This window comes from Microcoleus sp. B3-D2 (assembly GCF_036705345.1).
Classification (GTDB): domain Bacteria; phylum Cyanobacteriota; class Cyanobacteriia; order Cyanobacteriales; family Microcoleaceae; genus Microcoleus.
Genome location: NZ_JAUBUG010000004.1, coordinates 51,809 through 74,430, shown reverse-complemented (window position 1 = coordinate 74,430; position 22,622 = coordinate 51,809). Strand labels below are relative to the sequence as shown.

Genomic DNA, 22,622 nt, shown 5'->3' with positions numbered 1-22,622 from the left:
GTTCGATACCAATACTCATAACTTTATCAGTTGTCTGCTTTCTGTATTTTTTGTAGCTAATCTAGAACTATGACTTTAGTAATTGCTGGCGAACGCAGCGGGGCGGGAAAGACTACTGTAACGATCGCCCTTTTAGCTTATTTAATCCGCCGCGGCTTGAATGTTCAGTCTTTTAAGGTAGGCCCGGATTACATTGACCCCATGTTTCATGCTTTTGTTACTGGTCGCCCCTGTCGGAATTTAGACCCGGTATTAACGTCTGAATCTTATGTAAAAAAGTGTTTTTCTCGTCATATTCAAGATGTCGATTATGCCTTAGTTGAAGGGGTGATGGGACTATTTGATGGAGTGAGTCGAAGGAATCAGGAATCACGAAGGCACGACACGGATTTTGACACGGATACACGGATTAATTATCGAAAAGAAGAAGGCAATTATGATTTTTCCTTTGCTTCTACGGCTCATGTGGCTTATTTGCTGAATTTGCCGGTATTGTTTGTGATAGATTGCAGCAGGCTGTCTGGCTCTGTGGCTGCGATCGCTCACGGTTTTCGTTCTTTTAACCCTGACCTTAAATTCGCTGGTTTGGTGCTGAATCGGGTGGCGAGCGATCGACATTTGGAACTGCTTCAAGATGCTCTCAAACCGCTCAATTTACCGATTTTAGGCGTTTTGCGTAGGGACGAGGCTGTTACTATTCCCGATCGACATTTGGGTTTGATTCCGGCTGAGGAGTTGCCGAATCTTCATGCTGCGATCGATAAGTTAGCGGATTTGGCTGCTGTTAGTTTTGACTGGGAGCAACTTTTGCCTTTGTTGGCTGCAACTCGAAATGAGGGGGGTGAGGGGTCAGAGCAACTTTCGGGTAGGCACGGTCTCCCTTCGGGGATTATAACTCAAAAAGATGATGTTGTCAACTGTTTGGGAAAACAATTTGGAGTGAGGATTGCGGTTGCGCGCGATCGGGCTTTTAATTTTTACTATCAGGACAATCTTGATTTGTTGGAAGAGTTGGGTGCGGAGTTGGTGTTTTGGAGCCCGCTTGATGACTCGGTTTTTCCTAACAATGTGCAGGGGTTGTATTTTGGCGGCGGTTTTCCCGAAGTGTTTGCTCAAAAATTGAGCGGTAATGTTTTAATTCGGGATGCGGTAAGAAGTGCGATTTTTTCGGGAATGCCGACTTATGCGGAGTGCGGCGGTTTGATGTATTTGTGTGATTCTATTGTAGACTTCGATGGCAATTCTTGGCCAGGGGTGGGAGTGCTGAAAACTGCTGCTGCGATGGGAAAGCGTTTGACGCTGGGATACCGAGAAGCTGTGGCGGTGAGGGATAGTTCGGTGTTAACTGCTCTTGATGAGGTTTGGGGACATGAGTTTCATCGATCGCATTTAACTGTGCAACCGAGTAATCCAGTTTATCACAGTTGGAGGTATGGGAAGCGGGGGGAGGTTGAGGCGGTTGCTGAAGGTTGGGGAGTTTGTCAAGTGCACGCTTCTTATTTGCATTTGCATTGGGGTGCTCGTCCTGATATTCCGGCTCGTTTTTTGCAGCAGTGTGCTGAGTTTGATTGTAAGGGTAATTTGGGCGATCGAGAAAGCAAACTAGATTTTTTTATTTAATTAATTAACCGCAGAGGCCACAAAGGACACACAGAAGAGAAAAGAGACGAGTTACTGTATTAGAATATTCGTGACGGATCAAGCTAGAGATGTTGGGATTTATGAGCGAATCAATTTCGACTAAGCAGTTATCCGCACAATGGGTGACACCGGAGAATTTTCGGAGTTACGGTCAAGTTATCTTTCCGGCTGTTGATGGCAAGTCTTTCGATGCTGAGGATGCTCAGTTAAAATTGCAAAATGGCATTCCTAGATTTTACATTATGCGGCTGCACCATAAAGGTCGCAAGTTTGGCAAAATTACACGACACGTTCAATGTACTCAGTGTTTGGGTTCGTTGGAGGGGAAGGATTGGTTGATGGCGGTTGCGCCTCCTGGGGATAGCTATAAACCGAGTTTAGAGGATATGGCTGCTTTTCGGATTCCGGGCAATTGTTTTATTAAGTTAGATGTGGGAACTTGGCACGCTGGGCCGTATTTTGATGCGGATTTTGTTGATTTTTACAATCTGGAGTTGAGCAATACTAATGTGGTTGACCATTTTAGCTTTGATTTGGTGAAAAATCACAATCTGGAGTTTGAGATTGTGTGATGTTGGCGATTTGTAGTTGCGCTTTTTTGTGGGTGATCATGGTTATAGGCGGGTTTTTTGAGTAAGATTTTTTAACCGCAGAGGGCGCAGAGGACGCAGAGGAGGAGAAGGAGGGGGTTCGCAAGTGATTGGGAAATTCTTTTGGTCTCACTAGGCTGAGTAGCAACTAGGAAGGATCGCGTTTACAAGTGTTAAATTTAGGTGCAATTGTCATGCCTGAGCAAAAGTATAGCATTGTTCTGCGCCAATGTCGTTTGTTAGGTGCGATCGACGATCGCCCAACGGTTGATATTGCTATTGAGAATGAGCAAATAGTCGCCGTTTCGCCGCACATCTCAGAACTTGGGGAACGCGAAATCGACATTCAAGGCAATTTAGTTAGTCCTCCTTTTGTCGAGTCGCACATTCATCTCGATTCGGCTTTGACTGCGGGGGAACCGCGATGGAATCAAAGCGGCACTTTGTTCGAGGGAATTCAAATCTGGGGGGAACGCAAGCAAAGTTTAACTCTGGATGATGTCAAAAAACGGGCTGTAGAAAGTTTAAGGCTGCAAGCGTCTCAAGGGATTTTGTTTGTCAGGAGTCACGCTGATGTTAGCGAACCGACGCTGACTGCTTTGCAAGGACTTTTGGAAGTTCGAGAACAAGTCAAAGATTGGATGACTCTGCAAGTTGTGGCTTTTCCCCAAGACGGGATTTACGGAAGTCCAGAAAATGACAAACTTTTAGAGAAATCTCTGGATATGGGTGCGGATGCTGTGGGCGGGATTCCGCATTATGAGTTGACGCGGGAAGATGGGGTGAAGTCGGTTGAGCGAATATTTGAACTTGCTGAAAAATACAATAGATTAATAGATGTTCACTGCGATGAAATCGATGATGAACAGTCGAGGTTTTTGGAAGTTGTAGCAGCTTGTGCGATTAGAAGCGGGGCGGGCTCGCGGGTGACAGCTAGCCACACGACGGCCTTCGGTTCTTACAACAATGCTTATGCTTTTAAGCTGATGGGAAGTTTGGCAAAATCGGGAATTAATTTTATTGCCAATCCTTTAATTAATATCACCCTACAAGGCCGCGCTGATACTTATCCCAAACGCCGTGGAGTTACGCGGGTTAAGGAGTTGTGGCAGCAGGGATTGAATGTGAGTTTTGGCCACGACTGCGTGCAAGATCCTTGGTATAGTTTAGGTACGGGAAATATGTTGGATGTCGCTCATATGGCGGTTCATGTTTGTCAGATGACGGGAATGGCTGAGATTGCAGCTTGTTTTAATATGGTCACTGTGAACGGTGCTAAAACTCTCAATCTGGGAGATGATAATTATGGGATAGATGCGGGGAAACCTGCAAATTTGATTGTGTTGGATGCTGAGGATTGTTACGAGGCAATTAGGAGGCGCGCTGCAGTTCGGTATGTGATTTCGCGGGGAAAGTTGCTGGCGGAAACTGAACCTGCTAAAATTAGTTTTTATCCGGTTTGAAAAACAATATTTGAAGCTGTTAAATTGTGAATCAAGGTGCTATTCCCGATGAGAGTCCCAGAAATTTACCAGAGCAATTGCTCCGGCAAGATGCTAAGGCTGGTAATTGCATAGTAATTCATTGCGGTACAGATAGATTGTTGGGGGATGCACCGAGACTTATTGCTGTTTATGGCGGGAATTCTGAAGATTGGGATAAAATGACAAGTATTGAGGCTTTTGAAATTAATGGAGCTTTTGTACAAGTCCATTGGTTTCGGAACAGTCAGACTCTTCAAGATGTGGAGTTTAAGTTCAAGCGACAGTATCCCAAAACAGCCCCTAAAAATCTGTAGGTAATCAAGTTATGAAAATTCGTTGTATTGCTAATACGGGTGAATCTCTGCCTGAAACATATATAGATGCGCCACGCGGTTATACTAGAAAAGTTGAGTTGCCACTAACTATAGGCAAGGAATATGTTGTTTATGCTATCCGAGAATGGAAAGGCACTATTTGGTACTACATCTGTAATGATAATTACAGCTATTATCCTATCCATAATGCGGCACCGCTGTTTGAAGTGGTTGACAGTAGGGTTTCTAAGTATTGGCGGTTTGAACTTTCGCCCAATGGTTTGTTAATGATAGCGTTTGAGCAGTGGTTTACTGACCCTTATTTTTATGATAAGCTGACGGATCAGGAAGAGGCGGAGGTTGAGATTTTTGAGAAGGTTAAGGAATTGATGGATGCTGAGGATTTTACTTTGCCTCCGCTGAATGTTGCCGTTGATAAGTTGCGGGAAACTGTCAGTGTTTGAGTTGGGAAAGTGCGCTAGTCAATTTATTTCTTTACCAGCTTGACTCAGATAGCTTGAAATGGTATCAAAGAGGAATAACCAGAATTGGGGAATAAAAATGAACGAAAAAAATGAACTAAAGAGAAGCTATGAGATACTAAACGGCGAGGATGATGTTTTGTTATTGGGTAAAGCTACTTTTACGGTGCGCCGATTGAAAGAGCTAGCGGCTAGCCAGTTTAGGAAGATACTTGATATTAGGATTAAGGATGGCCTGGTTGATTTTTCTGACATGATGAGAGAGCTACAGATTAATGAAGAAACCCAAATTATGGGAGGGAATATAAACTGGAAAACCTCTCAACAAGGAATCGATTGTCAACTTCTCAAAATTGGTTCTAAAGGTTGGCAAAAAGGAAAGATTCAAATAGAAATTAATGGAGGTTTAGAATTTTCTGGGAAAACGCAGACATCTATAAAGTTTTTCCCAGATGAACCACCAAAGCAAAAATCGCCTTTAGATGATATCAGACAATCCGAGGAATACAAAAAACTCAGCAATAACAACTGACAGCCCGATCGCGCTTACAATACAATAATCGATCGCACTTATATCTGAACCTGAGATTTTAAACCGCAGATGAGGGCGGATGTACGCGGATGAACGCTGATGTTTTTTTGAGAGGGACTCATGGTAAATATAGAAGAATATGTCGATCGCACCGCTGAACTGATAAACTTACCGTTAGACCCGGAACATCGTCCAGGCGTTGTGGTAAACTTCGAGAGGATAGCTGCGATCGCCCGACTCGTTACTGAGTTTCCTTTACCCCCAGAAATAGAAGTCGCGCCGGTGTTTGAACCTTAGATTTTTAACCGCAGATGAGGGCCGATGAACGCAGATGAACGCAGATGTTTTTTAGATAAGGCTGATGCGGTTGCTACGGCAGCGGCGGTTAAATCGGGTAAGGTTACGGCTACAGTGGCGGTAAATGCTGCTTTGGAACGGATTGCTGTTAAGGATAAAGCTTTTAATTGCTTTACTGCAATCACTGCATCAAGCGCACTCGCAGCAGCCGAAAAAATAGATAATTCCATCGCAAATAACGAAAACCCAGGCCCTTTAGCAGGCGTTCCCTTCGCAGTCAAAAACCTGTTCGACATCGGCGGAATTACCACCCTAGCGGGGTCAAAAATCAACGCTGACAATCCTCCGGCTACCCAGGACGCGGCGGTGGTCGCCAGACTAAAACAAGCCGGGGCTGTGCTTGTAGGTACTCTCAACATGGATGAGTACGCCTACGGTTTCGTCACGGAAAACAGCCACTACGGCCCGACTCGCAATCCCCACGATACTACCCGCATCGCCGGCGGTTCCAGCGGCGGTTCCGCAGCAGCAGTCGCCGCCGGTTTAGTACCTTTTACTTTGGGTTCTGATACTAATGGTTCCATCCGCGTACCGGCTGCTTTGTGTGGTGTCTTTGGGTTTAAGCCTACTTACGGCCGTTTGTCTAGGGCTGGCGCTTATTTATTTTCGAGTAGTTTGGATTGTGTGGGGCCGTTTGGGCGATCGATCAGAGATATGGCGCTGCTGTACGATATCCTGCAAGGCCCGGATTCTCGTGACCCAGTTTGCACTCAACGCCCGCCTGAACTTTGTTCGCCACAATTAAATCAAGGCATCGAAGGATTGCGAATTGCTGTTGCTGACGGGTATTTCGCTACAGGAACTCAACCGGAAGCAATGGATGCTGTAGAAATAGTTGCTAAAGCCTTGACAAATGTTTTGGATTGTGGTGTGGACACCGAAAAAACAACAAACCCCCCAAAAATAGGGGGGCTTGCAACTGTCAGCATACCGGAATCCGATCGCGCCAGGGCTGCGGCATTTATCATTACCGCTTGCGAGGGGGGAAACTTGCATTTAGACAATTTGCGATCGCGCCCTCAAGACTTCGATCCTGCCACGCGCGATCGCTTTTTAGCGGGAACCCTGATCCCTGCGACTTGGTACTTGCAAGCGCAGAGATTCAGACAGTGGTACCGCGATCGAATTCGCGAAATATTCCAACACACAGACATCATCCTCGCACCCGCAACCCCGATAGCTGCCCCTGAAATTGGCGTCGAGAAAATGGTAATAGCCGGACAAGAAATCTTAGTGCGTCCCAATCTCGGACTGTTCACCCAACCCCTATCATTTATTGGCTTGCCCGTTCTTTGCGTGCCCGTACAGCGGCCCGGGGCTTTGCCCTTGGGGGTACAAATTATTGGTGCTCCCTACAGCGAAGCGGTGATTCTCCGAGTCGCTGCGGTACTAGAATCGCAAGGCATTATATCTGCCGAATCAATTTAGTGCTAATAATTCTAGGGTTTGTTGTTGCGGTGAAAGCGTCTCTTAGTCCTTCTGGCAATAGCTTTGCGCTTCTGCTTTTCCAACGGGGTTTCAAAGTGGCGGTGCTTTCTCATGTCGGGGAAAATACCCGCTTTAGAAACTTGTCGCTTAAACCGTCGCAGGGCTGACTCAATCCCTTCATTTTCGCCTATTACAACTTGGGTCATTATTTCTCCTTTTGTTCGTTAGATCAATTTTTATCATATCAAGGTTTTTGGCCGCGCAACCTGTTGAAGGTCGGGCGATCGCCAAAAACCCCAAAATTATAGCAAATCCGCTGCCATTACCGCTCTTGATTATTTAGTCCGCGCCAGCGGACTTTGTATGTGGACGCGCGAATTATATTCCCCCGGCTCCGTCGGTTTGGGCTATCAACTGATTTTCCTGCCGCAGGTAAGCTTGAATAAACGGGTCTAATTCGCCGTTCATCACATCTGCGATGGCGGTTGTTTCCACCCCAGTACGCAAATCCTTGACCATTTGGTATGGGTGAAAAACATAATTGCGAATTTGGTTGCCCCAAGCCGCCTCTACCATGTCGCCGCGAATCTCGGCAATTTCCGAAGCCCGCTGTTCCTTAGCAACCACCAACAGTCTAGCCTTGAGTAATGCCAAAGCTTTTTCCTTATTTTGCAACTGACTGCGTTCTTCCGTGCAGCGGACGGCCAAACCACTAGGAATGTGAACGATGCGGACTGCGGTTTCTACCTTGTTAACGTTTTGCCCGCCCTTGCCGCCAGCGCGGGAAGTCGTGATTTCCAAATCTTTTTCTGGAATGTCCAACTTGACGGATCGATCGAGAATTGGCATCACTTCGACGCCAGCAAAACTGGTTTGACGCTTGTCGTTAGCGTTAAAAGGCGAAATTCTGACCAAGCGGTGAGTGCCTTTTTCCGATCGCATATAACCGTAAGCGTAACGGCCGACAATTTCCAAAGAAGCCGATTTAACACCTGCTTCCTCTCCCTCGGAAATTTCCATTAAATGTACTTTGTAACCTTGACTTTCACCCCAGCGGGTGTACATCCGCAGCAGCATTTCGGCCCAATCTTGAGCATCTGTGCCGCCGGCCCCGGCGTTAATTGTCAAAACGGCGCCGCCTTCGTCGTAGGGCCCCGATAGTAATTGTTGCAGTTCCCACTGGTCGAGTTCGCGGGTTAACTGAGAAAGACTCGATGAGGCTTCTTGGAACAGGGACTCGTCGGCTTCTAACTCCAGCAGTTCTAAAATAGCTTTAGCATCTTCCAAGCTCGTTTGCCAGCCGCGATATTGGTCTAAATGAGATTTGAAGTCATTAAGTTCTTGGAGGGTTTCTTGAGCTCGATCTTGGTCGTCCCAAAATGCTGGTTGGGCGCAGATTTGCTCTAAGTCTTGAATTTTGGCTGTAAGTGCGGGGATGTCAAAGATAGTCCTGGGTTGTACCCAGTCGATCGGACAAAGTTGCGATATTGTGTTTGATGTCTAGAACTTCCACTGTTAGTTCTCCGGCGTTGTGGGGTGTATTTTTGATTTTAGCTGAAATTGGAATCTTTCAACAAAATGTTATTGCTTCTTCCTGATTAGATATAGTGCGAATCCGAACCCATTGAATTAAAAACTTTACCGCATTCAAAATTCAAAATTAAAAAAAAGTTGCTATAATCTAAAATCAGGTTAACGATCTAGATGGGAGTTAACTGCCATGATTTCCCCAGAACTAAAATTCAGCTTGCCGTCCACCGAAGACCTGCCCTGTTCGGACGATACGCCTGTGGATAACGAAGACCAGAATCTGCTGCCAAACCTATTGTTGTTTGTCCTGACCAGCATTTGGTCGGCTCGCATGGATTGGTACTTTGGGGTGGATATGGCGGTGTATCACACGACGGGAATCAGTCCCAAAGTGCCTGTCGTCCCCGACGGGTTTCTCAGTTTGGGGGTGGAGCGCCGAAAAGGAGGCAAATCTCGCCGCAGCTATGCTGTCTGGGAAGAAAACGAGGTTGTGCCGATCTTAGCATTGGAAATGGTGTCTCACAAACCCGGCGGGGAGTACGACGAGAAGATGTCGATTTATGCCGGTTTAGGAGTTTTGTACTACATTATTTACAACCCCGAATTTTGGCGGCGCGATCGGCATCAACCGTTTGAAGCCTACAAGCTGATTGACGGGCAGTACCGGCAGCAGATTGGCGAACCCTATTGGATGCCAGAAGTGGGATTGGGCATGGGGCGCTCTGGGCAAGTTATTGGGGGCATCGAGCAAGAAATTCTGGTTTGGTACGACGAGTCAGGAAATGTCTATCCCCTGCCGGATGCAGCGGCGGGGCAGATGCGCGAAGAGTTGAGGGTAGAACGACAGCGAGCCGAGGGTCTACAACAGCGAGCCGAACGCCTAGCTGAGTATTTGCGATCGCAAGGGATCGATCCCGATAACCTGCCTGAATCGTGACGTGAAATTCGATCGGCTTCACCGCATTCTTCCTTCTATTTTGTGACAACAGTCCACAGTCAACAGTCAACAGTCAACTCACTTCTTATATATACTGCGAACCTGTTGAATTGAAAGTTTTACCGCATTCGTGAGCGCATACGTCCAACCTTTTAGAACAGGAAAAACTTTTTGTGAGGTCTTCGCGAAACCAATCTCTGGCGATCGCATCTTTCACCGATTGAGTTCTCAGAGAATTAAAGCCATTTCCGTACTTTTCAATTAAAGCCAGCATTTGCGGTCTGTAAGTGTGGTTATAAATAGCGTATTTAGTATGGCTTACCCAACAGCAAGGCCAGAGTTCCGCTTCAAAACTGATGAAAATCTCTTTGGTGGCTTGAGTTTGACAGCTAATTTCTACATTGCGGTAGTAATTATTTAGGCTACCAAATTTTTCTACAGCTTGGATAAATTGGTCTCCCTGTGGATTTTTATATTGTTCCAATGATGGGGGTTGGAGTTCTTCGCTGGCTGGCTTTGATGGGATAGGCTGAGTTTGAGCGGGTGCTTGAGAGGTTTCGATAGCTATAGCTTGATACCAAGCATAATTTGCTTTTTCTGGTTGGCCCAACTGCGTCAACACTTTAGCTAAATTGCGATAAGCTCCGGCAAAATTGGGTTTAAGCTCGATCGCCTTTTGGTAATAAGCACTAGCTGGCTGCCACTGTTGCTGTTGAGCATAAAGACTGCCGACATTAGCATAAACTTCGGAAAAATTAGGCTGAATTTTGAGGGCCTTGGCGTAACAATCTGCTGCTGCTTGCATCTTCCCCAAACCTTGAACAGCATTGCCTAAAGTTTTCCAGGCTGCTGCAAAATTAGGCTGAATTTTTAGGGCTTGTTGGCTGGCTGCGATCGCCTCTGAGAGCTGTCCTTGTTTCAAACAATCCTCAGCTTGTTGGTGCAACCCAACAGCCGTCTGTGTTTGATTTTGAGGGGCTGACGCATTAGTTGTTGCTGGTTGGTTGGGGCGATCGCTCTTAGCATCTACCTGAGAGTTTTCTGCCTTCTGAGGCTGTTGATTGGCGGACTCTTTGTCATAAATCTCTTTCGCCACAAAACGAGAGGTAGCTTTCGGTACAAACTCGACAAATCCTAGTTGTTGGGCTAAATCCCGCGCTGCTTCTACTTGGTGCTGGTTGTGTTCAAATATCAAGTAGTGCCATACAGCTTTTCCGCCAGCTTGGATAAAGGCATTAACAGATTGCATTATCCTGTCCCAGTTGGTATTTTGGCGGTAGATGCTGTTAGTATCTGCCAACCCGTCGATACTAAAAATTACGCGATCGTGTTCTCCTGTCATCGCCTGTGCCAGCCTGTGCCACCACTCAGGGTTGCGTCCGCTACCGTTGGTATACAGGCTGATATGAGGAACTCCCATGCGGTGCAAATACTCGATCGCGGGAATTGTGGTATTGCTAGTCATAGCATCCCCGTAGTTGCCACACATATACACCAAATCCAACTGAGAGCAAAACTCTTGTGGGAAAATTCTCTCAATATCCTCCATCTTTAATTCCGCCCCCGGCAAAATCGGGTTGTCGGTGCGGGGACACTGGGGACAAGCTGCATTGCACCTGGAGGTAATTTCTACGCTGACTATCCTAATATCTTCATATTTTAAGTACATGAGTTTTCTCCGATTAATTTGTGATTAATATTGAAATCGCGATCGACACAATTAGATAACAAGAGCTTTGATTAAGTGATTAAAAAGTAAAATTATACCTTATGCCTGCCGGCTCTGAACATGATATAAGTTTTTTGTATGAGGGACAGAGGAGGCGATGACGACTATCTTGATTCCAAATCTTAATTAAAAAAAAAACCGCGGCTGGATGTCGATCGAGCCGCGGTTTTTTTTAATAAGCTAAAGTTTCCATTAATCGCGGCTGTTGATAGCAATCAGCAGGCGCAGAATGAAAATGAACAAGTTGATGTAGGTCAAGTACATCGACAGAGCAGCGGGCAAATACTGGTCGTCGCGGTAGCTGCGGGGTAATATGTAAAAATCGACGATCGCAGCGCCGGCAAATATAAACACGCCGATGCCAGAAATGCCAATTTCCAACCAGGTTGGGGTGTAGACGCCAAATAGTGAGAGCAGAAACTGACCGCCAACGACGACTAACAAAGCAATCACACCTAAACTGATAGTTTTGGTGAGGGCCATGCCGTCTTGTTCAGAAAGGTTGGAGCCAATTTGGCGGGCGGCGATAAAGGTAATGCCGCATCCGAGAGCTGCAAAAGCGATGCCGGAGATGCCGACGCCTTGGGTTCTGAGGGCTGTAAATACCAATCCGCTGAGAGTGTAGCCGGAAAGCAGGCTGTAGGTTGCCAGCAGGGGCAAAGCGGTGTTTTTATTGCCTTGTTCGGCGGCGCCGCGGGCGATGAAGAAGAGAATTAATTCTACGACGATCGCGGCGATGAATGTGGGAAAGAAGATCCCGGGATAGTTACGGATCACTCCGAGGCCGCCGTAGGTGCCGACAGCAGTTAAGACAAGTCCGCCGCCCACGAAGGGGAGAGCGTTGGAGATGACGTTCGGGCCTACCAGCGCGTGGTTTTTGGCCTCGCGCACGGCTTCGCGGAAATTGCTAGTGTTACTCACGAGGATTTACCTAATTTTGGCTGAGAATTGCTATCTATCATTTTGACAGCTTTACACTTTGTTTGCAAAATCTGAAAGAGTTTAAAGATTTGATAAAGAAGGGGAGTGAAATCACTCCAAACCAGGGATCGATTGTTTATAATCGACTGCGTACAGGTCTGTGCCGTGTTGCTGTGTGGCACCGTTGCGCCTCGCTGCAAAGCTATAGAGTTTAAAGGACCGGCGCTATCTGCAGCCAAGGGCTAGCTTAAAGTCGATCGAATCACAGATAGCTGAAGTCAATCTATTTGGGAGGGGGGATTTACGATTGGGGATTAAGGAGTATATGCTAGAGGCAGGGGCCACAGTTGATTTTAGGTTGTTGATTTGCGACTTAGTTGAAACTAGGGACCAGAAACTTCAATAATCTAAAATATAAAATATAAAATATAAATAAAATCTAAAATCTAAAATCGGTTCCGTTAATTGCTAAGGTAGCTCAGACAGTAGCTCAGGCAGAGGATACCGATAAAATTAATGAAAAGATTGAGTTCTATCGACAAACTGCTAAATAGGTAATGTCCAATGCCCACCTTTTTTGAACGCAAATTATTGCCCCCTACAGCCGGGATTTTATTGGCTGTCGCCGCCGTTATTTCCAGCGGTCAAGCTGCAGTTGCAGCTAATGTCCGAGCCGTTTCTACCGCTGCTTCATGGCAGGGTTCAGAAAATTTGCTGCTGGCTCAGACCGGTCAAGCCCCCCAAGGTACAACTTTTTCAACCCAGAACCGGGCAACGGTAAGGCGGGAGCCTCTGCGGGTAAGAATTCCTGAGCCTTCGACGGTGGTAGGGTTGGGTTTAGTTGCGGGTTCGCTGGCGCTGAGTCGCCGGAGAGTGAGAGTTAAAAATTAGACTTTTTTTGGCAAAAAGTCTAATTTTTTGATTTTTAACCGCAGATAAACCGAGATAAATCCGGGTATCAGGATTTTAGCCGATCGCGTCGCGCAGAGCATTTTTAGTCATAGCTGCGATCGACTGTTCGGTAGCTTTCGGCAAGTGATAGTATTTCCCTCCAGAAGTCTTGGCCAATTCCTTCGCAAAGCCAGTCGAAATAAACTTGCTCTCGGTATCAATCACCAGCAACTGCATTCCCAACCCGCGAATTTTGGCAGCAATTTCTAACAATTCCTGCTTAATATCAGGCTTTTCTCCATCTACAATCGGTTCGCCCAAAGAACGAGCCAAAGGAATATTGCCGCGTCCGTCAGTAATGGCGACAATCGCAACTTGACCGATATCTCCAGACTGCCGCGCGTTGACTCCCACCCGCACTGCTTGAGTCAAACCGTGGGCCAGGGGGGAACCGCCTCCGCAGGGCAACCGTTCCAAACGCTTGCGGGCCAAGGCTATCGAGCGAGTCGGCGGTAGCAGCACTTCTGCTTGTTCTCCGCGAAAGGGAATGAGAGCAACTTGGTCGCGGCTTTGATAAGCTTCTGTGAGTAGCTGCATGACTGCACCTTTGGCCGACTGCATCCGGTTGAGCGCCATCGAACCGGAGGCATCGACGACAAATACGACTAAAGCTCCAGCTTTTCTGGCCAAGCGCTTCGCCCGAATGTCTCCCTGTTCCACAAATACACGGCGCTCAACCCCCCCTTGCCCCCCCTTGCTAAGGGGGGGTTGACTCGCCTGTTGCCCCCCCTTGCTGGAGGGTTGGGGGGCGTTAGAATTCCTGTCGCGGCGGGCTTTTTGGTAGGGTGCGGCGGCTCTGAGGGTGGCGTCAACGGCGATGCGGCGGACGGGGCCTTTGGGTAATACTGGCTTGACGTAACGGCCTCTATCTTCCGAGAAAATGGTGCTGCGGCTGCCCGATTTGCCTTGGCGGCTGGCGGCTTGGGCGAAGAAAAGCACGCTGGGGTCGAGAATTACGCCTTCGGGGTCGAAGAGAAATTCTTCGGGAATGGTATCTTTTTCTGGTTCTTCTTCAGGTTCCGGGTTGTCTTCATCCTCTTGGTCTTCTTCGTCTTCTTGCTCGTTTTCTGGTTCGTCTTGTTCTTGTTCTGACTGCTTTTGGGGAGGCGGTGGGGGGGGAGGAGGAGGAGAGTTTTCGTCTGGGGGAGTTTGGATGATGGTGGCGCGGGGTACGATGACTAATTCTACGGCGCGGCGCAGGTCTTCGGCGTTAACTTCTGTGCGTCCCTCCATGGCGGCGGCGGCTTTGGCGACGCGGACTGCGAAGATTTCGGCGCGGTGTCCTTGAACGCCACCCCGGATGGCTTCTTCTACTAGGTAGGCAATTTGTTCGCGTTTAATGCTGACATCTTTGAGCCATTCTCTGGCTAGGATGATTTGGGTTTTGAGGTTGTCGGTGTCTTCGCTGTATTGATTGAGAAAGTCTTGGGGGGAACGGGAGTAGGATAAAGCTTGTTCTACTGCATAGACTCTTTCTTCTATTTCGAGTGCTGCATCGGCTGAAAGTACGATCGCGATGCGATCGAGCAAATGTTCTCTGAGCGGCCCTTCTTCGGGGTTGTAGGTGGCGATAAATAGAGGTTTGCAGGGGTGTTGGAAGCTAATGCCTTCGCGCTCTATTTGGTTGCGCCCTTCGGTTAATACTGTTAGCAATTGGTTGGAAATGTTGTCATCGAGGAGGTTAATTTCGTCTACATATAGTACGCCTCGATTTGCTTGGGCTAGGAGTCCGGGTTGAAATACGGTTTGACCGAATTTTACTGATTGTTCGACATCGACTGAACCTAAGAGTCTGTCTTCCGTGACACCCAAAGGAATTTGAATGAATGGTGTGGGAATTATTTCAGTAGTTAAGGAATTACTATCGGTGGTGTGGGTATCTTGCCCGCCATTTTCTGGTAACAAGCCTGATGCCTGTTCTGCAAGAATATCATTAGGTTCGGCGTTGCAAAAAGAATCTTTAACAATTTCAATGGGTGGCAGTAATGAGTGCAAGGCGCGGGCCATTACTGATTTTGCTGTGCCGCGGCGGCCTGCGATCGCAACTCCTCCCAATCCGGGATCGACTGCTGCTAACAGCAGAGCTAATTTGATTGCTTCTTGCCCGACTACGGCGGTGAGGGGAAAGGCTGTGGTGGAAGGGCTAAGGTTGGCTGCGGGCATAGGATTTTCGGATGTAAAAATTTGAACTTAATGTTTAGCTTACTTCTTGGAGTATTTTAACTTCTTGCGGCAGAATCACGGTAAAAGTTGAGCCGACTCCTATTTCTGATACTAACTCGATTTTGCCTTGCAGCAGCGTGACGAGCCGCGATACTATTGCTAATCCCAGGCCAGTGCTTTCGGTGGGAAAGAGCTGTTTGCCTGCTTCTCCTGCTTGAAAGAAGGGGTCAAAGATGCGCTTTGTATCTTCGGGGGCGATGCCAATGCCGGTATCTGTAATTGCGATCGCCCACTTTCCGTCTCCAGCAGGGTGGCAACTTAATTCGATGCTACCAGATTCTGTATAGCGAATGGCATTGCTCACCAGGTTGATCAGAATTTGTTGCAGCCGCTGTGGGTCGGCGATTACTTGTGTTGGGGCGCAGTCGCTGGTAACAGCGAGCTTTAATCCTTTAGCATCAGCAATTGGCTGCATCATTTCTACTACGGTGTTAATTACAGATTGTACATTAGTGGGCCGCAGGTTAAGTTTAATTTTTCCGGCATTGGCGCGAGAAAGTTCTAGTGTGTCATTAATCATGCGAAGCAAGTGTCTGCCGTTGCGTAATACTCGCTCGATGTGTTCGATGCCGGGGAGGGTATCTTTGACTTCAGATTGCCATTTTTCTTTTCGCAGGAATAGTTCGGAATAACCAATAATTGAGTTGAGAGGAGTTTTCAGTTCGTGAGCCAAATGGTAGACGTTTTCTTGATGGACGCTGACAAGGCGAGAGAGTTCTTGATTGGTGAGTTGTAACTGAGTTTGGATTTGTTGAAGTTCCCGCAGCCTCTGAGCGACGTAGCTGTTGAAACACTGGGCAATTGCTTCGTCTACTACGGCATCTATCAGCCTAAAAGCTCTGAATACGTCGGCAGTGGTTCCTGCTAGCAATTCTGATTCTAACTGCGAGAATATTACTTGACGCAATAAGTGGTATTCCCGCGCTACTTCTGCAGCATCGTAGCCTTGTTCTGCTCTGAGAAATCCGTGATCTAAACTGGCTTCAATTAATAGTTTTATTTCGCTGTTTTGATATTGGGAAAGCACTGTGACCATCGCCGCCAGCAGGTGAGGTATGTGATTTTCGATTGCTGAGTGCGTTAAGGCGTCAGCGCTTTCAATGTTCCGATCCTGACGAACTGCTTCAATCCAGTTTTGGACGATAATATCGGTTTTTTCGGCGAGCACTTGGCTGTAGTCCATAATGTGTGCGTGGGGGTTGAGTGTGGCAGAGATTGCCCATGCTTCATTGTAGTTGAGCGATCGCCAGATCGCCATATCAAACTTTGGGCGCTCGCGACCCTGCCGAAAGAAGTAGTTTTGAGGTGATTTTTTCCCTGTGCTGGAGAGCTCTTGATGACTCGTTCCCAGCTTGTTGCTGCCAAAATCAGCGCTTAAATTTATTGACAGAAGAGCCAGAAAGTAGTATAGTCACTCGAACCGAGACTTTTTAATTTTTAAGTTCTATTATTTTCAGGGGACTAAATGGAAAACGTGCAAGCTGTGATTGCTGCAACAACATTTATATGTGTAGTTTTCTTAATAATTACAGAATGGATACACCTCACAGTTGCGGCATTTCTGGGAGCAGTGATTCTGGTTTTTACCCACGTAATGACGTTAAACAACGCGATCGAATATATCGGTCGTAGTCACGCCACGCTGGGCTTATTTTTCGGAGTCATGGTAATGGTAAGAGCCTTTGAGCCTACCAAAGTATTTGAATACTTGGCAACTCAAATTGTGCTTTTGGCTAAAGGCAAAGGCAAAAATCTCTTGCTGGGTATTGTCGCAATTACTACGCCAATTTGTGCAGTTTTGCCCAATGCTACGACAGTCATGCTGCTAGCACCATTAATTCCGCCAATGGCAGAAGAAGTGGGTGTAGATTTTGTGCCATTACTGATTTTAATGGTATTTGTAGCTAACAGTTCGGGACTGCTGACCATCGTGGGCGATCCGGCGACATTCATTGTCGGCGATGCTATTAACATGAGCTTTGCAGATTACCTGGTAAAGTTAAGTTTGGGCGGGGCAATTGCCGTAGGAGTGATAGTAGTTATGTTGCCTTGGCTGTTCCGCGATATTTGGCACAAGAACTTAGACGATTTGGAACATTTGCCGCGCCCAACAATTAATCACCCGCGAATCTTAGCAGTGGGGGGTGTAATTATAGCTTTCGTGCTGACATTTTTTGTAATAGGAGAGTCTCTGCCCGTGCCTATTTCACCGGCAGCGGTTGCTTTGTTGGGGGCTGCTTTGGCAATGCTTTTAGCTCACCATTCCAAAATTGATTCTGTTAATAATATTTTGCGGGATTTAGATTGGAGTACGCTGCTATTTTTTATGTCTATCTTTGTCTTGATTGGCGGTTTGGAAAAAACCGGAGTTATCGCCAGTATATCTGGAATATTAGCAGTGATTTTAGGTAAGAATATTTTTCTGGGTTCTTTAGTTTTGTTATTTTTTGTGGGTTTGATGTCGAGCGTGGTGCCAAATATTCCGTTGGTAGTGGCGATGGTGCCACTGCTAAAACAGTATGTTGTCAATACCGGGCTCGCACCTGCAGAGGTGCTGGCTCCGGATTTTGCAGGGCAGTTTCCACCTGCTGTGCTGCCGCTGTTTTATGCGATGATGTACGGAGCAACTTTAGGCGGAAACGGCACTTTGGTAGGAGCTTCTTCTAATATAGTGGCGGCGGGAATTTCTGAACTGCACGGGCGCCGGATTTCTTTTCAAACTTTTCTGCGTTACGGGCTGCCTGTGATGGCGGTGCAATTAATAACTGCGGCTATTTATGTAACTCTTCGGTTTCTGATTTGAAGAAGTCATTAGTCATTAGTCATTGGGCATTGGGCATTGGGCATTGGGCATTGGGCATTGGGCATTGGGCATTAGTTATTGGTCATTAGTCATTAGTTGGCAGTCAACAGTCAACAGTCAACAGTCAACAGTCAACAGTCAACAGTCAACAGTAATCTAAACTCCATCCAATTCTAAGGGAAAAATTACAGTGAAGGAGGAGCCAACTCCTACTTCAGAAACTAATTCGATTTTACCTTGCAAGAGATTGACTAATCGAGCGACAATTGCTAGCCCTAAGCCGGTACTGTCAGGAATGCCAGAGCTCAGGGAGTTGTCGGCTCGAAAGTAGGGTTGAAAAATCCGATCGCAGTCTTCAGGAGCAATACCAATTCCTGTATCTGAGACCGTTACTGTCCAATATTTATCTGGCAAAAGTTCGCTTTTTATTGTAACAGTACCGGCTGTGGTGTAGCGAATGGCGTTGCTGGTTAAGTTTGTGATAATTTGCTGCAAGCGCAAGCAATCTGTCACCACTTGATCGTCTGAGAGATGGCACTCCACAGCTATCTCTAAACCTTTGGCTTTCGCTAAAGGCTCGATTATTTCAACAACCGTGGCGAGTACATCTGGCAGTCTGATTGGAGCTAGCTGTAACTTTATTTGTCCGGCTCCGTACCGCGAAATTTCCAGAGTATCGTTGATCAATCTCAGCAACAGTCTGCCACTGTTGAGGACTCTATCAATATGCCCTATATTGGGAACAGAACCTTTAATTTCGGAATAGTTTTGTTGCTGGCGCAAAAACAAATCTGAGTAGCCGATAATAGAGGTGAGGGGAGTTTTTAATTCGTGAGCTAAGTGAGATAAGTTCTCTTGATTGGCGCGAACTAAGCGAGTCAGTTCTTGATTTGTAAGTTGCAATTGGTTTTGCAAATCCTTTAGTTCTTGGAATCTTTCCTGGGTAAAGGTTTGGAAACATTTAGCAATTACTTCGTCGAGCGCTGTGTCAATTAAGCGGTAAGCTCTGCTGACTTCTATGCCAGAGGCTTTGAACAATTCTGGCTCTAAAGCCTCGAAAATTACCCAGCGCAGCAAGCGGTATTCCCGCGCAATTTCTTCGGCGTCGTAGCCTTGTTTTGCCCTGAGAGTTCCGTGTTCTAAACTTTTTTCTACGAGTGTGCGAATGTCGCTCTCTTGGGATTGGGAAAGCATCGTTACGATCGCTTGCAGTACGATGGGAACGCTGTCGCGCACGCCATTGTAGGTGAGTTCTTTAGCGGTTTCGAGTTGGTCGTCGGAGCGTACAGCTTCGATCCAGTTTTGTATAATTATGTCGATTCGATCTTGCAGCGCAAGGCTAAAGTCTCTCATGGCTCAAGTAGAGAAATAAGTGGGCGATCGCATTTTATATCTCTAGGTGAGTTTAATAATTAACTTTTTGAATTGTTTGTCAACTTTTGGGCTTTGCCGAGCAAAAATAGCTACTTCTAAAGATATATTGACAAAATAAAATGCTCGTGGTATAGAATATAAATTGGCTTAAAAAGTCAAGCCTAATCCAGCACTGCGCGATCGAACCAAGCGTGTGGCTGGAGCGGAGGAACCAATTTTCGGGGCGAATCTCTACAGAATTAAAAAGCAAAGTTAAAAAGTGCCAAATTTGAGTGTAGTTTTTGATTTTGAAATCTAAGGAGAAGGACATCTCTCAGTCCTAGCCCGTCAGCTAACTTCGCAGGCATTGAGAAGAGACTGAAAAGTCAAATTTCTGAAAAAGATAGTTTGGCTTCGTCAGTGTCTCAGGTTGGTATTGTTCAAGATTCTTGTACCTGCCCTGACTCTGAAGGAGATTGAAATGTTCATACAGCTTAATTTATCTGCGATCGCACTTGCAGGAATTGCAACGTGGAAGCGGGTCAAACCCGTTGTCATCCGAGATGCAGTTTTGTTGCCGACGGCTGGTTTTGACTGCACGGGCGCCGGATTTGTTTTCAAACTTTTCTGCGTTACGGGCTGCCTTTGATGGCGCTGCAATTAATAAGTGCGGCTGTTTATGTAACTCTTCGGTTTCTGATTTGAAGAAGTCATTAGTCATTAGTTGGCAGTCAACAGTCAACAGTCAACAGTCAACAGTCAACAGTAATCTAAACTCCATCCAATTTTAAGGGAAAAATTACAGTGAAGGAGGAGCCAACTCCTACTTCAGAAACTAATTCGATTTTACCTTGCAAGAGGTTGACTAATCGAGCGACAATAGCTAGCCCTAAGCCGGTACTGTCAGGCATCACAGAACCCAGGGAGTTGTTGCTCCGAAAAAATGGCTGAAAAATCCGATCGCAGTCTTCTGAAGCAATGCCAATTCCTGTATCGGTGATGCAGATACTCCAATGTTGGTCGGGCAATAATTCGGTTTTTATGGTAATAGTACCAGCTTGGGTGTAGCGAATGGCGTTGCTCACCAAGTTGCTGATAATTTGCTGCAAGCGCAAGTAATCTGTCATAACTTGATCGAGAACTGGATCGCAGTCAACTGCGATCTCTAAATTTTTTGCTTGGGCCAAAGGCTCGATTATTTCGACAACAGTGCCGATCGCCGATCGCACATTTGTCGCAGTTAGCTGCAATTCTATGCGTCCCGCGTCGTACCGCGAGATTTCGAGAGTATCGTTAATTAATCTAAGTAATAGTCTGCCGTTGTTGAGGACTTTATCAATATGTGCCAAATTGGGAGCCGAATCTTTAACTCTAGGATTGTCTCTTTGGCGCAATAACAATTCTGAGTAGCCAATAATAGAGGTAAGGGGGGTTTTCAATTCGTGAGCTAAGTGAGATATATTCTCTTGACTGGTGCGAAGTAAGCGAGTCAGCTCTTGATTTGTAAGTTGCAATTGGTTTTGCAACTCCTGTAGTTCTTGGAATCTTGCCTGGGTATAGGTTTGGAAACAGTCAGCAATTGCTTCGTCAAGGGCAGTGTCAATTAAGCGATAAGCTCGGTTCACTTCAGCCGCTGAGCCTTTTAGCAATTCTGGCTCTAAAGCATCGAAAATTACCCTCCGCAGCAAGCGGTATTCCCGCGCAATTTCTTGGGCATCGTAGCCTTGTTGTGCCCTGACATTCCCGTGGTCTAAACTTTCTTGTATGACTGTCCGAAGGTCGCTGTCTTCTGATTGGGACAGCATAGTTACGATCGCATGCAGTACGATAGGAAGGCTGTCGCGCACGGAATCGTAGGTGAGTTGTTTGGCGGTTTGGATTTGTTCCTCGCCGCGAACAGCTTCGATCCAGTTGTCGGTAATTATGTCAATTTTATCTTGTAGCGCTTGGCTAAAATCAATCATGGCCCTTAATATAAATCAAGTCAGCCATCGCATTTTATCTCTCTAGGTTAGTTTAATAATTAATTTTTTGAAGAGTTTGTCAACTTTTTTTGGGCTTCCCCGATCGCCAATAGCTACTCCTAAAGACATATTGACAAAATTAAATGGTCGTGCTAGCTTATGTTAAATTGGCTTAAAACGTCAAGCCTAATCCACCAATGCGCGATCGAACCAAGCGTGTGGCTGGAGCGGAGGAACCACTTTTCGGGGCGAATCTCTACAGAATTAAAAAGCAAAGTTAAAAATTGCCAAATTCGAGTGTAATTTTTGATTTTGGAATCTAAGGAGAAGGACATCTCTCAGTCCTAGCCCGTCAGCTAACTTCGCAGGCATTGAGAAGAGACTGAAAAGCCAAATGTTCTGAAAAAGATTGTTTGGCTTCGTCAGTGTCTCAGGTTGGTATTGTTCAAGATTCTTGTACCTGCCCTGACTCTGAAGGAGATTGAAATGTTCATACAGCTTAATTTATCTGCGATCGCACTTGCAGGAGTTGCAACGTGGAAGCGTGTAAAACCCGTTGTCATCCGAGATGCAGTTTTGTTGCCGGCGGCTGGTTTTTTGGGAATTCTTGGCTTGTGGTGGATTGTTGCCAGCTTCAACAGCGATTTGATTCCCACTCCGTATCAGGCGTTTATAGCTAATTTAGATTACATATTGCATCCATTTTACCAGCGCGGGCCTGGAGATTTAGGCATTGGCTGGCTGCTGCTAGCGAGTTTGCGACGGGTGTTGGTGGGATTTTTTCTGGGTGCAGCAGTTGCGATTCCCGTGGGATTTCTCATCGGGATGTCGAAACCGGCAATGATGGCGCTCAATCCGCTGATTCAAATCTTCAAACCGGTGTCGCCGCTAGCTTGGCTGCCGATAGCTCTATCGATTTTTAATTTAGCAGAGCCGTCGGCAATTTTTGTCATATTCATCACGTCTTTGTGGCCGACAATTATCAACACAGCTTTGGGAGTTTCTAGCGTTTCCCAGGATTATCTCGATGTGGCGCGAGTGTTGGAAATGCCGCGCTGGAGGCGGATTACCAAGATAATTTGGCCGGCGAGTTTGCCATACATTTTTACAGGTTTGCGGATTAGTTTGGGGATTGCTTGGCTGGTGATTGTGGCGGTGGAAATGCTGACAGGCGGTGTGGGAATTGGCTTTTTTGTGTGGGATGAGTGGAGCCGTTTGAATCTGAGTTCGGTATTTTTAGCGGTGTTGGTAATTGGCATAACTGGATTGTTGCTCGACGCTGCTGTTGACAAAGTTCAGGAATTGGTAACGCATCGACCGATCATTAATCATTAGTCATTAGTCAGTTGGCAGTTGTTAGGCAAGCAGTTGTCTGTTGTCAAC

The 22,622-nt window shown here is 46.5% G+C and carries 21 protein-coding genes and 2 riboswitches; of the genes, 13 read left to right on the top strand and 8 right to left on the bottom strand.

The window, feature by feature from the left end; all coding sequences use genetic code 11:
- The first annotated feature begins 69 nt into the window (after positions 1 to 69).
- The 8 genes from QUB14_RS02810 to QUB14_RS02775 all read left to right on the top strand — a co-directional run bounded on the left by QUB14_RS02810 (position 70) and on the right by QUB14_RS02775 (position 6,828).
- Positions 70 to 1,620: a cobyrinate a,c-diamide synthase gene (locus QUB14_RS02810; protein ID WP_333214989.1), complete on the top strand. Its 1,551-nt coding sequence runs from the start codon at positions 70 to 72 to the stop codon at positions 1,618 to 1,620.
- A gap of 101 nt (positions 1,621 to 1,721) precedes the next feature.
- Positions 1,722 to 2,213 (top strand): ureidoglycolate lyase, encoded by a 492-nt coding sequence (locus QUB14_RS02805; RefSeq protein WP_333214991.1) that lies wholly within the window; start codon positions 1,722 to 1,724, stop codon positions 2,211 to 2,213.
- A gap of 212 nt (positions 2,214 to 2,425) precedes the next feature.
- Positions 2,426 to 3,694: a cytosine deaminase gene (gene codA / locus QUB14_RS02800; RefSeq protein WP_333214993.1), complete on the top strand. Its 1,269-nt coding sequence runs from the start codon at positions 2,426 to 2,428 to the stop codon at positions 3,692 to 3,694.
- A 26-nt stretch (positions 3,695 to 3,720) separates the two neighbouring features.
- The gene (locus QUB14_RS02795; RefSeq protein ID WP_333214995.1) at positions 3,721 to 4,029 is read left to right on the top strand and encodes a hypothetical protein; all 309 of its coding nucleotides are present in this window, start codon (positions 3,721 to 3,723) and stop codon (positions 4,027 to 4,029) included.
- Positions 4,030 to 4,040: 11 nt separating this feature from the next.
- On the top strand, positions 4,041 to 4,493 hold the full coding sequence (locus tag QUB14_RS02790) for a hypothetical protein (protein WP_333214997.1): 453 nt from the start codon (positions 4,041 to 4,043) through the stop codon (positions 4,491 to 4,493).
- A 97-nt stretch (positions 4,494 to 4,590) separates the two neighbouring features.
- Positions 4,591 to 5,043 carry a KGK domain-containing protein gene (locus QUB14_RS02785; protein WP_333214998.1) on the top strand — a complete coding sequence of 151 codons (453 nt, stop codon included), beginning with the start codon at positions 4,591 to 4,593 and terminating at the stop codon, positions 5,041 to 5,043.
- Between the two features lie 120 nt (positions 5,044 to 5,163).
- Positions 5,164 to 5,340 carry a DUF4089 domain-containing protein gene (locus tag QUB14_RS02780; RefSeq protein WP_333215000.1) on the top strand — a complete coding sequence of 59 codons (177 nt, stop codon included), beginning with the start codon at positions 5,164 to 5,166 and terminating at the stop codon, positions 5,338 to 5,340.
- Positions 5,341 to 5,364: 24 nt separating this feature from the next.
- A complete protein-coding gene (locus tag QUB14_RS02775; RefSeq protein ID WP_333215002.1) occupies positions 5,365 to 6,828 on the top strand; it encodes an AtzE family amidohydrolase in 1,464 nt (487 codons plus the stop codon).
- 11 nt (positions 6,829 to 6,839) lie between these two features.
- Here the strand turns inward: QUB14_RS02775 and rpsU are convergent, their stop codons facing one another.
- Together rpsU and prfB are read right to left on the bottom strand one after the other, a co-directional pair.
- On the bottom strand, positions 6,840 to 7,034 hold the full coding sequence (gene rpsU / locus QUB14_RS02770) for a 30S ribosomal protein S21 (protein WP_006632476.1): 195 nt from the start codon (positions 7,032 to 7,034) through the stop codon (positions 6,840 to 6,842).
- Positions 7,035 to 7,206: 172 nt separating this feature from the next.
- A protein-coding gene (prfB, locus tag QUB14_RS02765) for a peptide chain release factor 2 (RefSeq protein ID WP_333215004.1) occupies positions 7,207 to 8,341 on the bottom strand; the annotation gives its coding sequence in 2 pieces (ribosomal slippage) (positions 7,207 to 8,268 and positions 8,270 to 8,341; 1,134 coding nt in all).
- Positions 8,342 to 8,548: 207 nt separating this feature from the next.
- Between prfB and QUB14_RS02760 the strand changes: the two genes are divergently transcribed.
- Positions 8,549 to 9,295 carry a Uma2 family endonuclease gene (locus QUB14_RS02760; RefSeq protein WP_333215006.1) on the top strand — a complete coding sequence of 249 codons (747 nt, stop codon included), beginning with the start codon at positions 8,549 to 8,551 and terminating at the stop codon, positions 9,293 to 9,295.
- Between the two features lie 85 nt (positions 9,296 to 9,380).
- Here QUB14_RS02760 and QUB14_RS02755 read toward each other — a convergent pair whose 3' ends face one another.
- Together QUB14_RS02755 and QUB14_RS02750 are read right to left on the bottom strand one after the other, a co-directional pair.
- On the bottom strand, positions 9,381 to 10,964 hold the full coding sequence (locus QUB14_RS02755; RefSeq protein ID WP_333215008.1) for a tetratricopeptide repeat protein: 1,584 nt from the start codon (positions 10,962 to 10,964) through the stop codon (positions 9,381 to 9,383).
- Between the two features lie 252 nt (positions 10,965 to 11,216).
- Positions 11,217 to 11,945, bottom strand: a complete 729-nt coding sequence (locus QUB14_RS02750; RefSeq protein WP_333215010.1) for a Bax inhibitor-1 family protein — start codon at positions 11,943 to 11,945, stop codon at positions 11,217 to 11,219.
- 564 nt (positions 11,946 to 12,509) lie between these two features.
- Between QUB14_RS02750 and QUB14_RS02745 the strand changes: the two genes are divergently transcribed.
- Positions 12,510 to 12,836, top strand: a complete 327-nt coding sequence (locus tag QUB14_RS02745) for a PEP-CTERM sorting domain-containing protein (protein ID WP_190657859.1) — start codon at positions 12,510 to 12,512, stop codon at positions 12,834 to 12,836.
- Between the two features lie 75 nt (positions 12,837 to 12,911).
- Here QUB14_RS02745 and bchD read toward each other — a convergent pair whose 3' ends face one another.
- A complete protein-coding gene (gene bchD / locus QUB14_RS02740) occupies positions 12,912 to 15,059 on the bottom strand; it encodes a magnesium chelatase ATPase subunit D (RefSeq protein ID WP_333215013.1) in 2,148 nt (715 codons plus the stop codon).
- 34 nt (positions 15,060 to 15,093) lie between these two features.
- Positions 15,094 to 16,377, bottom strand: coding sequence for a HAMP domain-containing sensor histidine kinase (locus QUB14_RS02735; RefSeq protein ID WP_333215015.1), 1,284 nt, complete (start codon positions 16,375 to 16,377; stop codon positions 15,094 to 15,096).
- 207 nt (positions 16,378 to 16,584) lie between these two features.
- On the opposite strand from QUB14_RS02735, the gene QUB14_RS02730 reads away from it, so the two are divergent.
- Positions 16,585 to 17,922: an ArsB/NhaD family transporter gene (locus QUB14_RS02730; protein ID WP_333215017.1), complete on the top strand. Its 1,338-nt coding sequence runs from the start codon at positions 16,585 to 16,587 to the stop codon at positions 17,920 to 17,922.
- A gap of 156 nt (positions 17,923 to 18,078) precedes the next feature.
- Here QUB14_RS02730 and QUB14_RS02725 read toward each other — a convergent pair whose 3' ends face one another.
- Positions 18,079 to 19,275, bottom strand: coding sequence for a sensor histidine kinase (locus tag QUB14_RS02725; protein WP_333215019.1), 1,197 nt, complete (start codon positions 19,273 to 19,275; stop codon positions 18,079 to 18,081).
- A gap of 169 nt (positions 19,276 to 19,444) precedes the next feature.
- Positions 19,445 to 19,657, top strand: a riboswitch (cyclic di-AMP (ydaO/yuaA leader).
- Positions 19,658 to 19,756: 99 nt separating this feature from the next.
- On the opposite strand from QUB14_RS02725, the gene QUB14_RS02720 reads away from it, so the two are divergent.
- The gene (locus QUB14_RS02720) at positions 19,757 to 19,924 is read left to right on the top strand and encodes a hypothetical protein (RefSeq protein WP_333215021.1); all 168 of its coding nucleotides are present in this window, start codon (positions 19,757 to 19,759) and stop codon (positions 19,922 to 19,924) included.
- A 121-nt stretch (positions 19,925 to 20,045) separates the two neighbouring features.
- Here the strand turns inward: QUB14_RS02720 and QUB14_RS02715 are convergent, their stop codons facing one another.
- Entirely contained in the window at positions 20,046 to 21,239 is a 1,194-nt protein-coding gene (locus QUB14_RS02715; protein WP_333215023.1) for a sensor histidine kinase, read from the bottom strand.
- A 173-nt stretch (positions 21,240 to 21,412) separates the two neighbouring features.
- Positions 21,413 to 21,625, top strand: a riboswitch (cyclic di-AMP (ydaO/yuaA leader).
- Positions 21,626 to 21,725: 100 nt separating this feature from the next.
- Here QUB14_RS02715 and ntrB point away from each other — a divergent pair.
- Positions 21,726 to 22,574: a nitrate ABC transporter permease gene (gene ntrB / locus QUB14_RS02710; protein ID WP_333215025.1), complete on the top strand. Its 849-nt coding sequence runs from the start codon at positions 21,726 to 21,728 to the stop codon at positions 22,572 to 22,574.
- The last annotated feature ends 48 nt before the right edge of the window (positions 22,575 to 22,622 follow it).

Excerpts from the sequence above, each read along its gene's own strand:
- QUB14_RS02810 (WP_333214989.1), top strand. The coding sequence starts at position 70 with ATGACTTTAGTAATTGCTGGCGAACGCAGCGGGGCGGGAAAGACTACT.
- QUB14_RS02755 (WP_333215008.1), bottom strand. The coding sequence starts at position 10,964 with ATGTACTTAAAATATGAAGATATTAGGATAGTCAGCGTAGAAATTACC.
- QUB14_RS02780 (WP_333215000.1), top strand. The coding sequence starts at position 5,164 with ATGGTAAATATAGAAGAATATGTCGATCGCACCGCTGAACTGATAAAC.
- QUB14_RS02790 (WP_333214997.1), top strand. The coding sequence starts at position 4,041 with ATGAAAATTCGTTGTATTGCTAATACGGGTGAATCTCTGCCTGAAACA.
- QUB14_RS02785 (WP_333214998.1), top strand. The coding sequence starts at position 4,591 with ATGAACGAAAAAAATGAACTAAAGAGAAGCTATGAGATACTAAACGGC.
- QUB14_RS02730 (WP_333215017.1), top strand. The coding sequence starts at position 16,585 with ATGGAAAACGTGCAAGCTGTGATTGCTGCAACAACATTTATATGTGTA.
- codA (WP_333214993.1), top strand. The coding sequence starts at position 2,426 with ATGCCTGAGCAAAAGTATAGCATTGTTCTGCGCCAATGTCGTTTGTTA.
- QUB14_RS02775 (WP_333215002.1), top strand. The coding sequence starts at position 5,365 with ATGAACGCAGATGAACGCAGATGTTTTTTAGATAAGGCTGATGCGGTT.
- QUB14_RS02735 (WP_333215015.1), bottom strand. The coding sequence starts at position 16,377 with ATGGCGATCTGGCGATCGCTCAACTACAATGAAGCATGGGCAATCTCT.
- QUB14_RS02725 (WP_333215019.1), bottom strand. The coding sequence starts at position 19,275 with ATGAGAGACTTTAGCCTTGCGCTGCAAGATCGAATCGACATAATTATA.
- QUB14_RS02745 (WP_190657859.1), top strand. The coding sequence starts at position 12,510 with ATGCCCACCTTTTTTGAACGCAAATTATTGCCCCCTACAGCCGGGATT.
- rpsU (WP_006632476.1), bottom strand. The coding sequence starts at position 7,034 with ATGACCCAAGTTGTAATAGGCGAAAATGAAGGGATTGAGTCAGCCCTG.
- QUB14_RS02805 (WP_333214991.1), top strand. The coding sequence starts at position 1,722 with ATGAGCGAATCAATTTCGACTAAGCAGTTATCCGCACAATGGGTGACA.
- bchD (WP_333215013.1), bottom strand. The coding sequence starts at position 15,059 with ATGCCCGCAGCCAACCTTAGCCCTTCCACCACAGCCTTTCCCCTCACC.
- QUB14_RS02760 (WP_333215006.1), top strand. The coding sequence starts at position 8,549 with ATGATTTCCCCAGAACTAAAATTCAGCTTGCCGTCCACCGAAGACCTG.
- QUB14_RS02715 (WP_333215023.1), bottom strand. The coding sequence starts at position 21,239 with ATGATTGATTTTAGCCAAGCGCTACAAGATAAAATTGACATAATTACC.
- ntrB (WP_333215025.1), top strand. The coding sequence starts at position 21,726 with ATGTTCATACAGCTTAATTTATCTGCGATCGCACTTGCAGGAGTTGCA.
- QUB14_RS02720 (WP_333215021.1), top strand. The coding sequence starts at position 19,757 with ATGTTCATACAGCTTAATTTATCTGCGATCGCACTTGCAGGAATTGCA.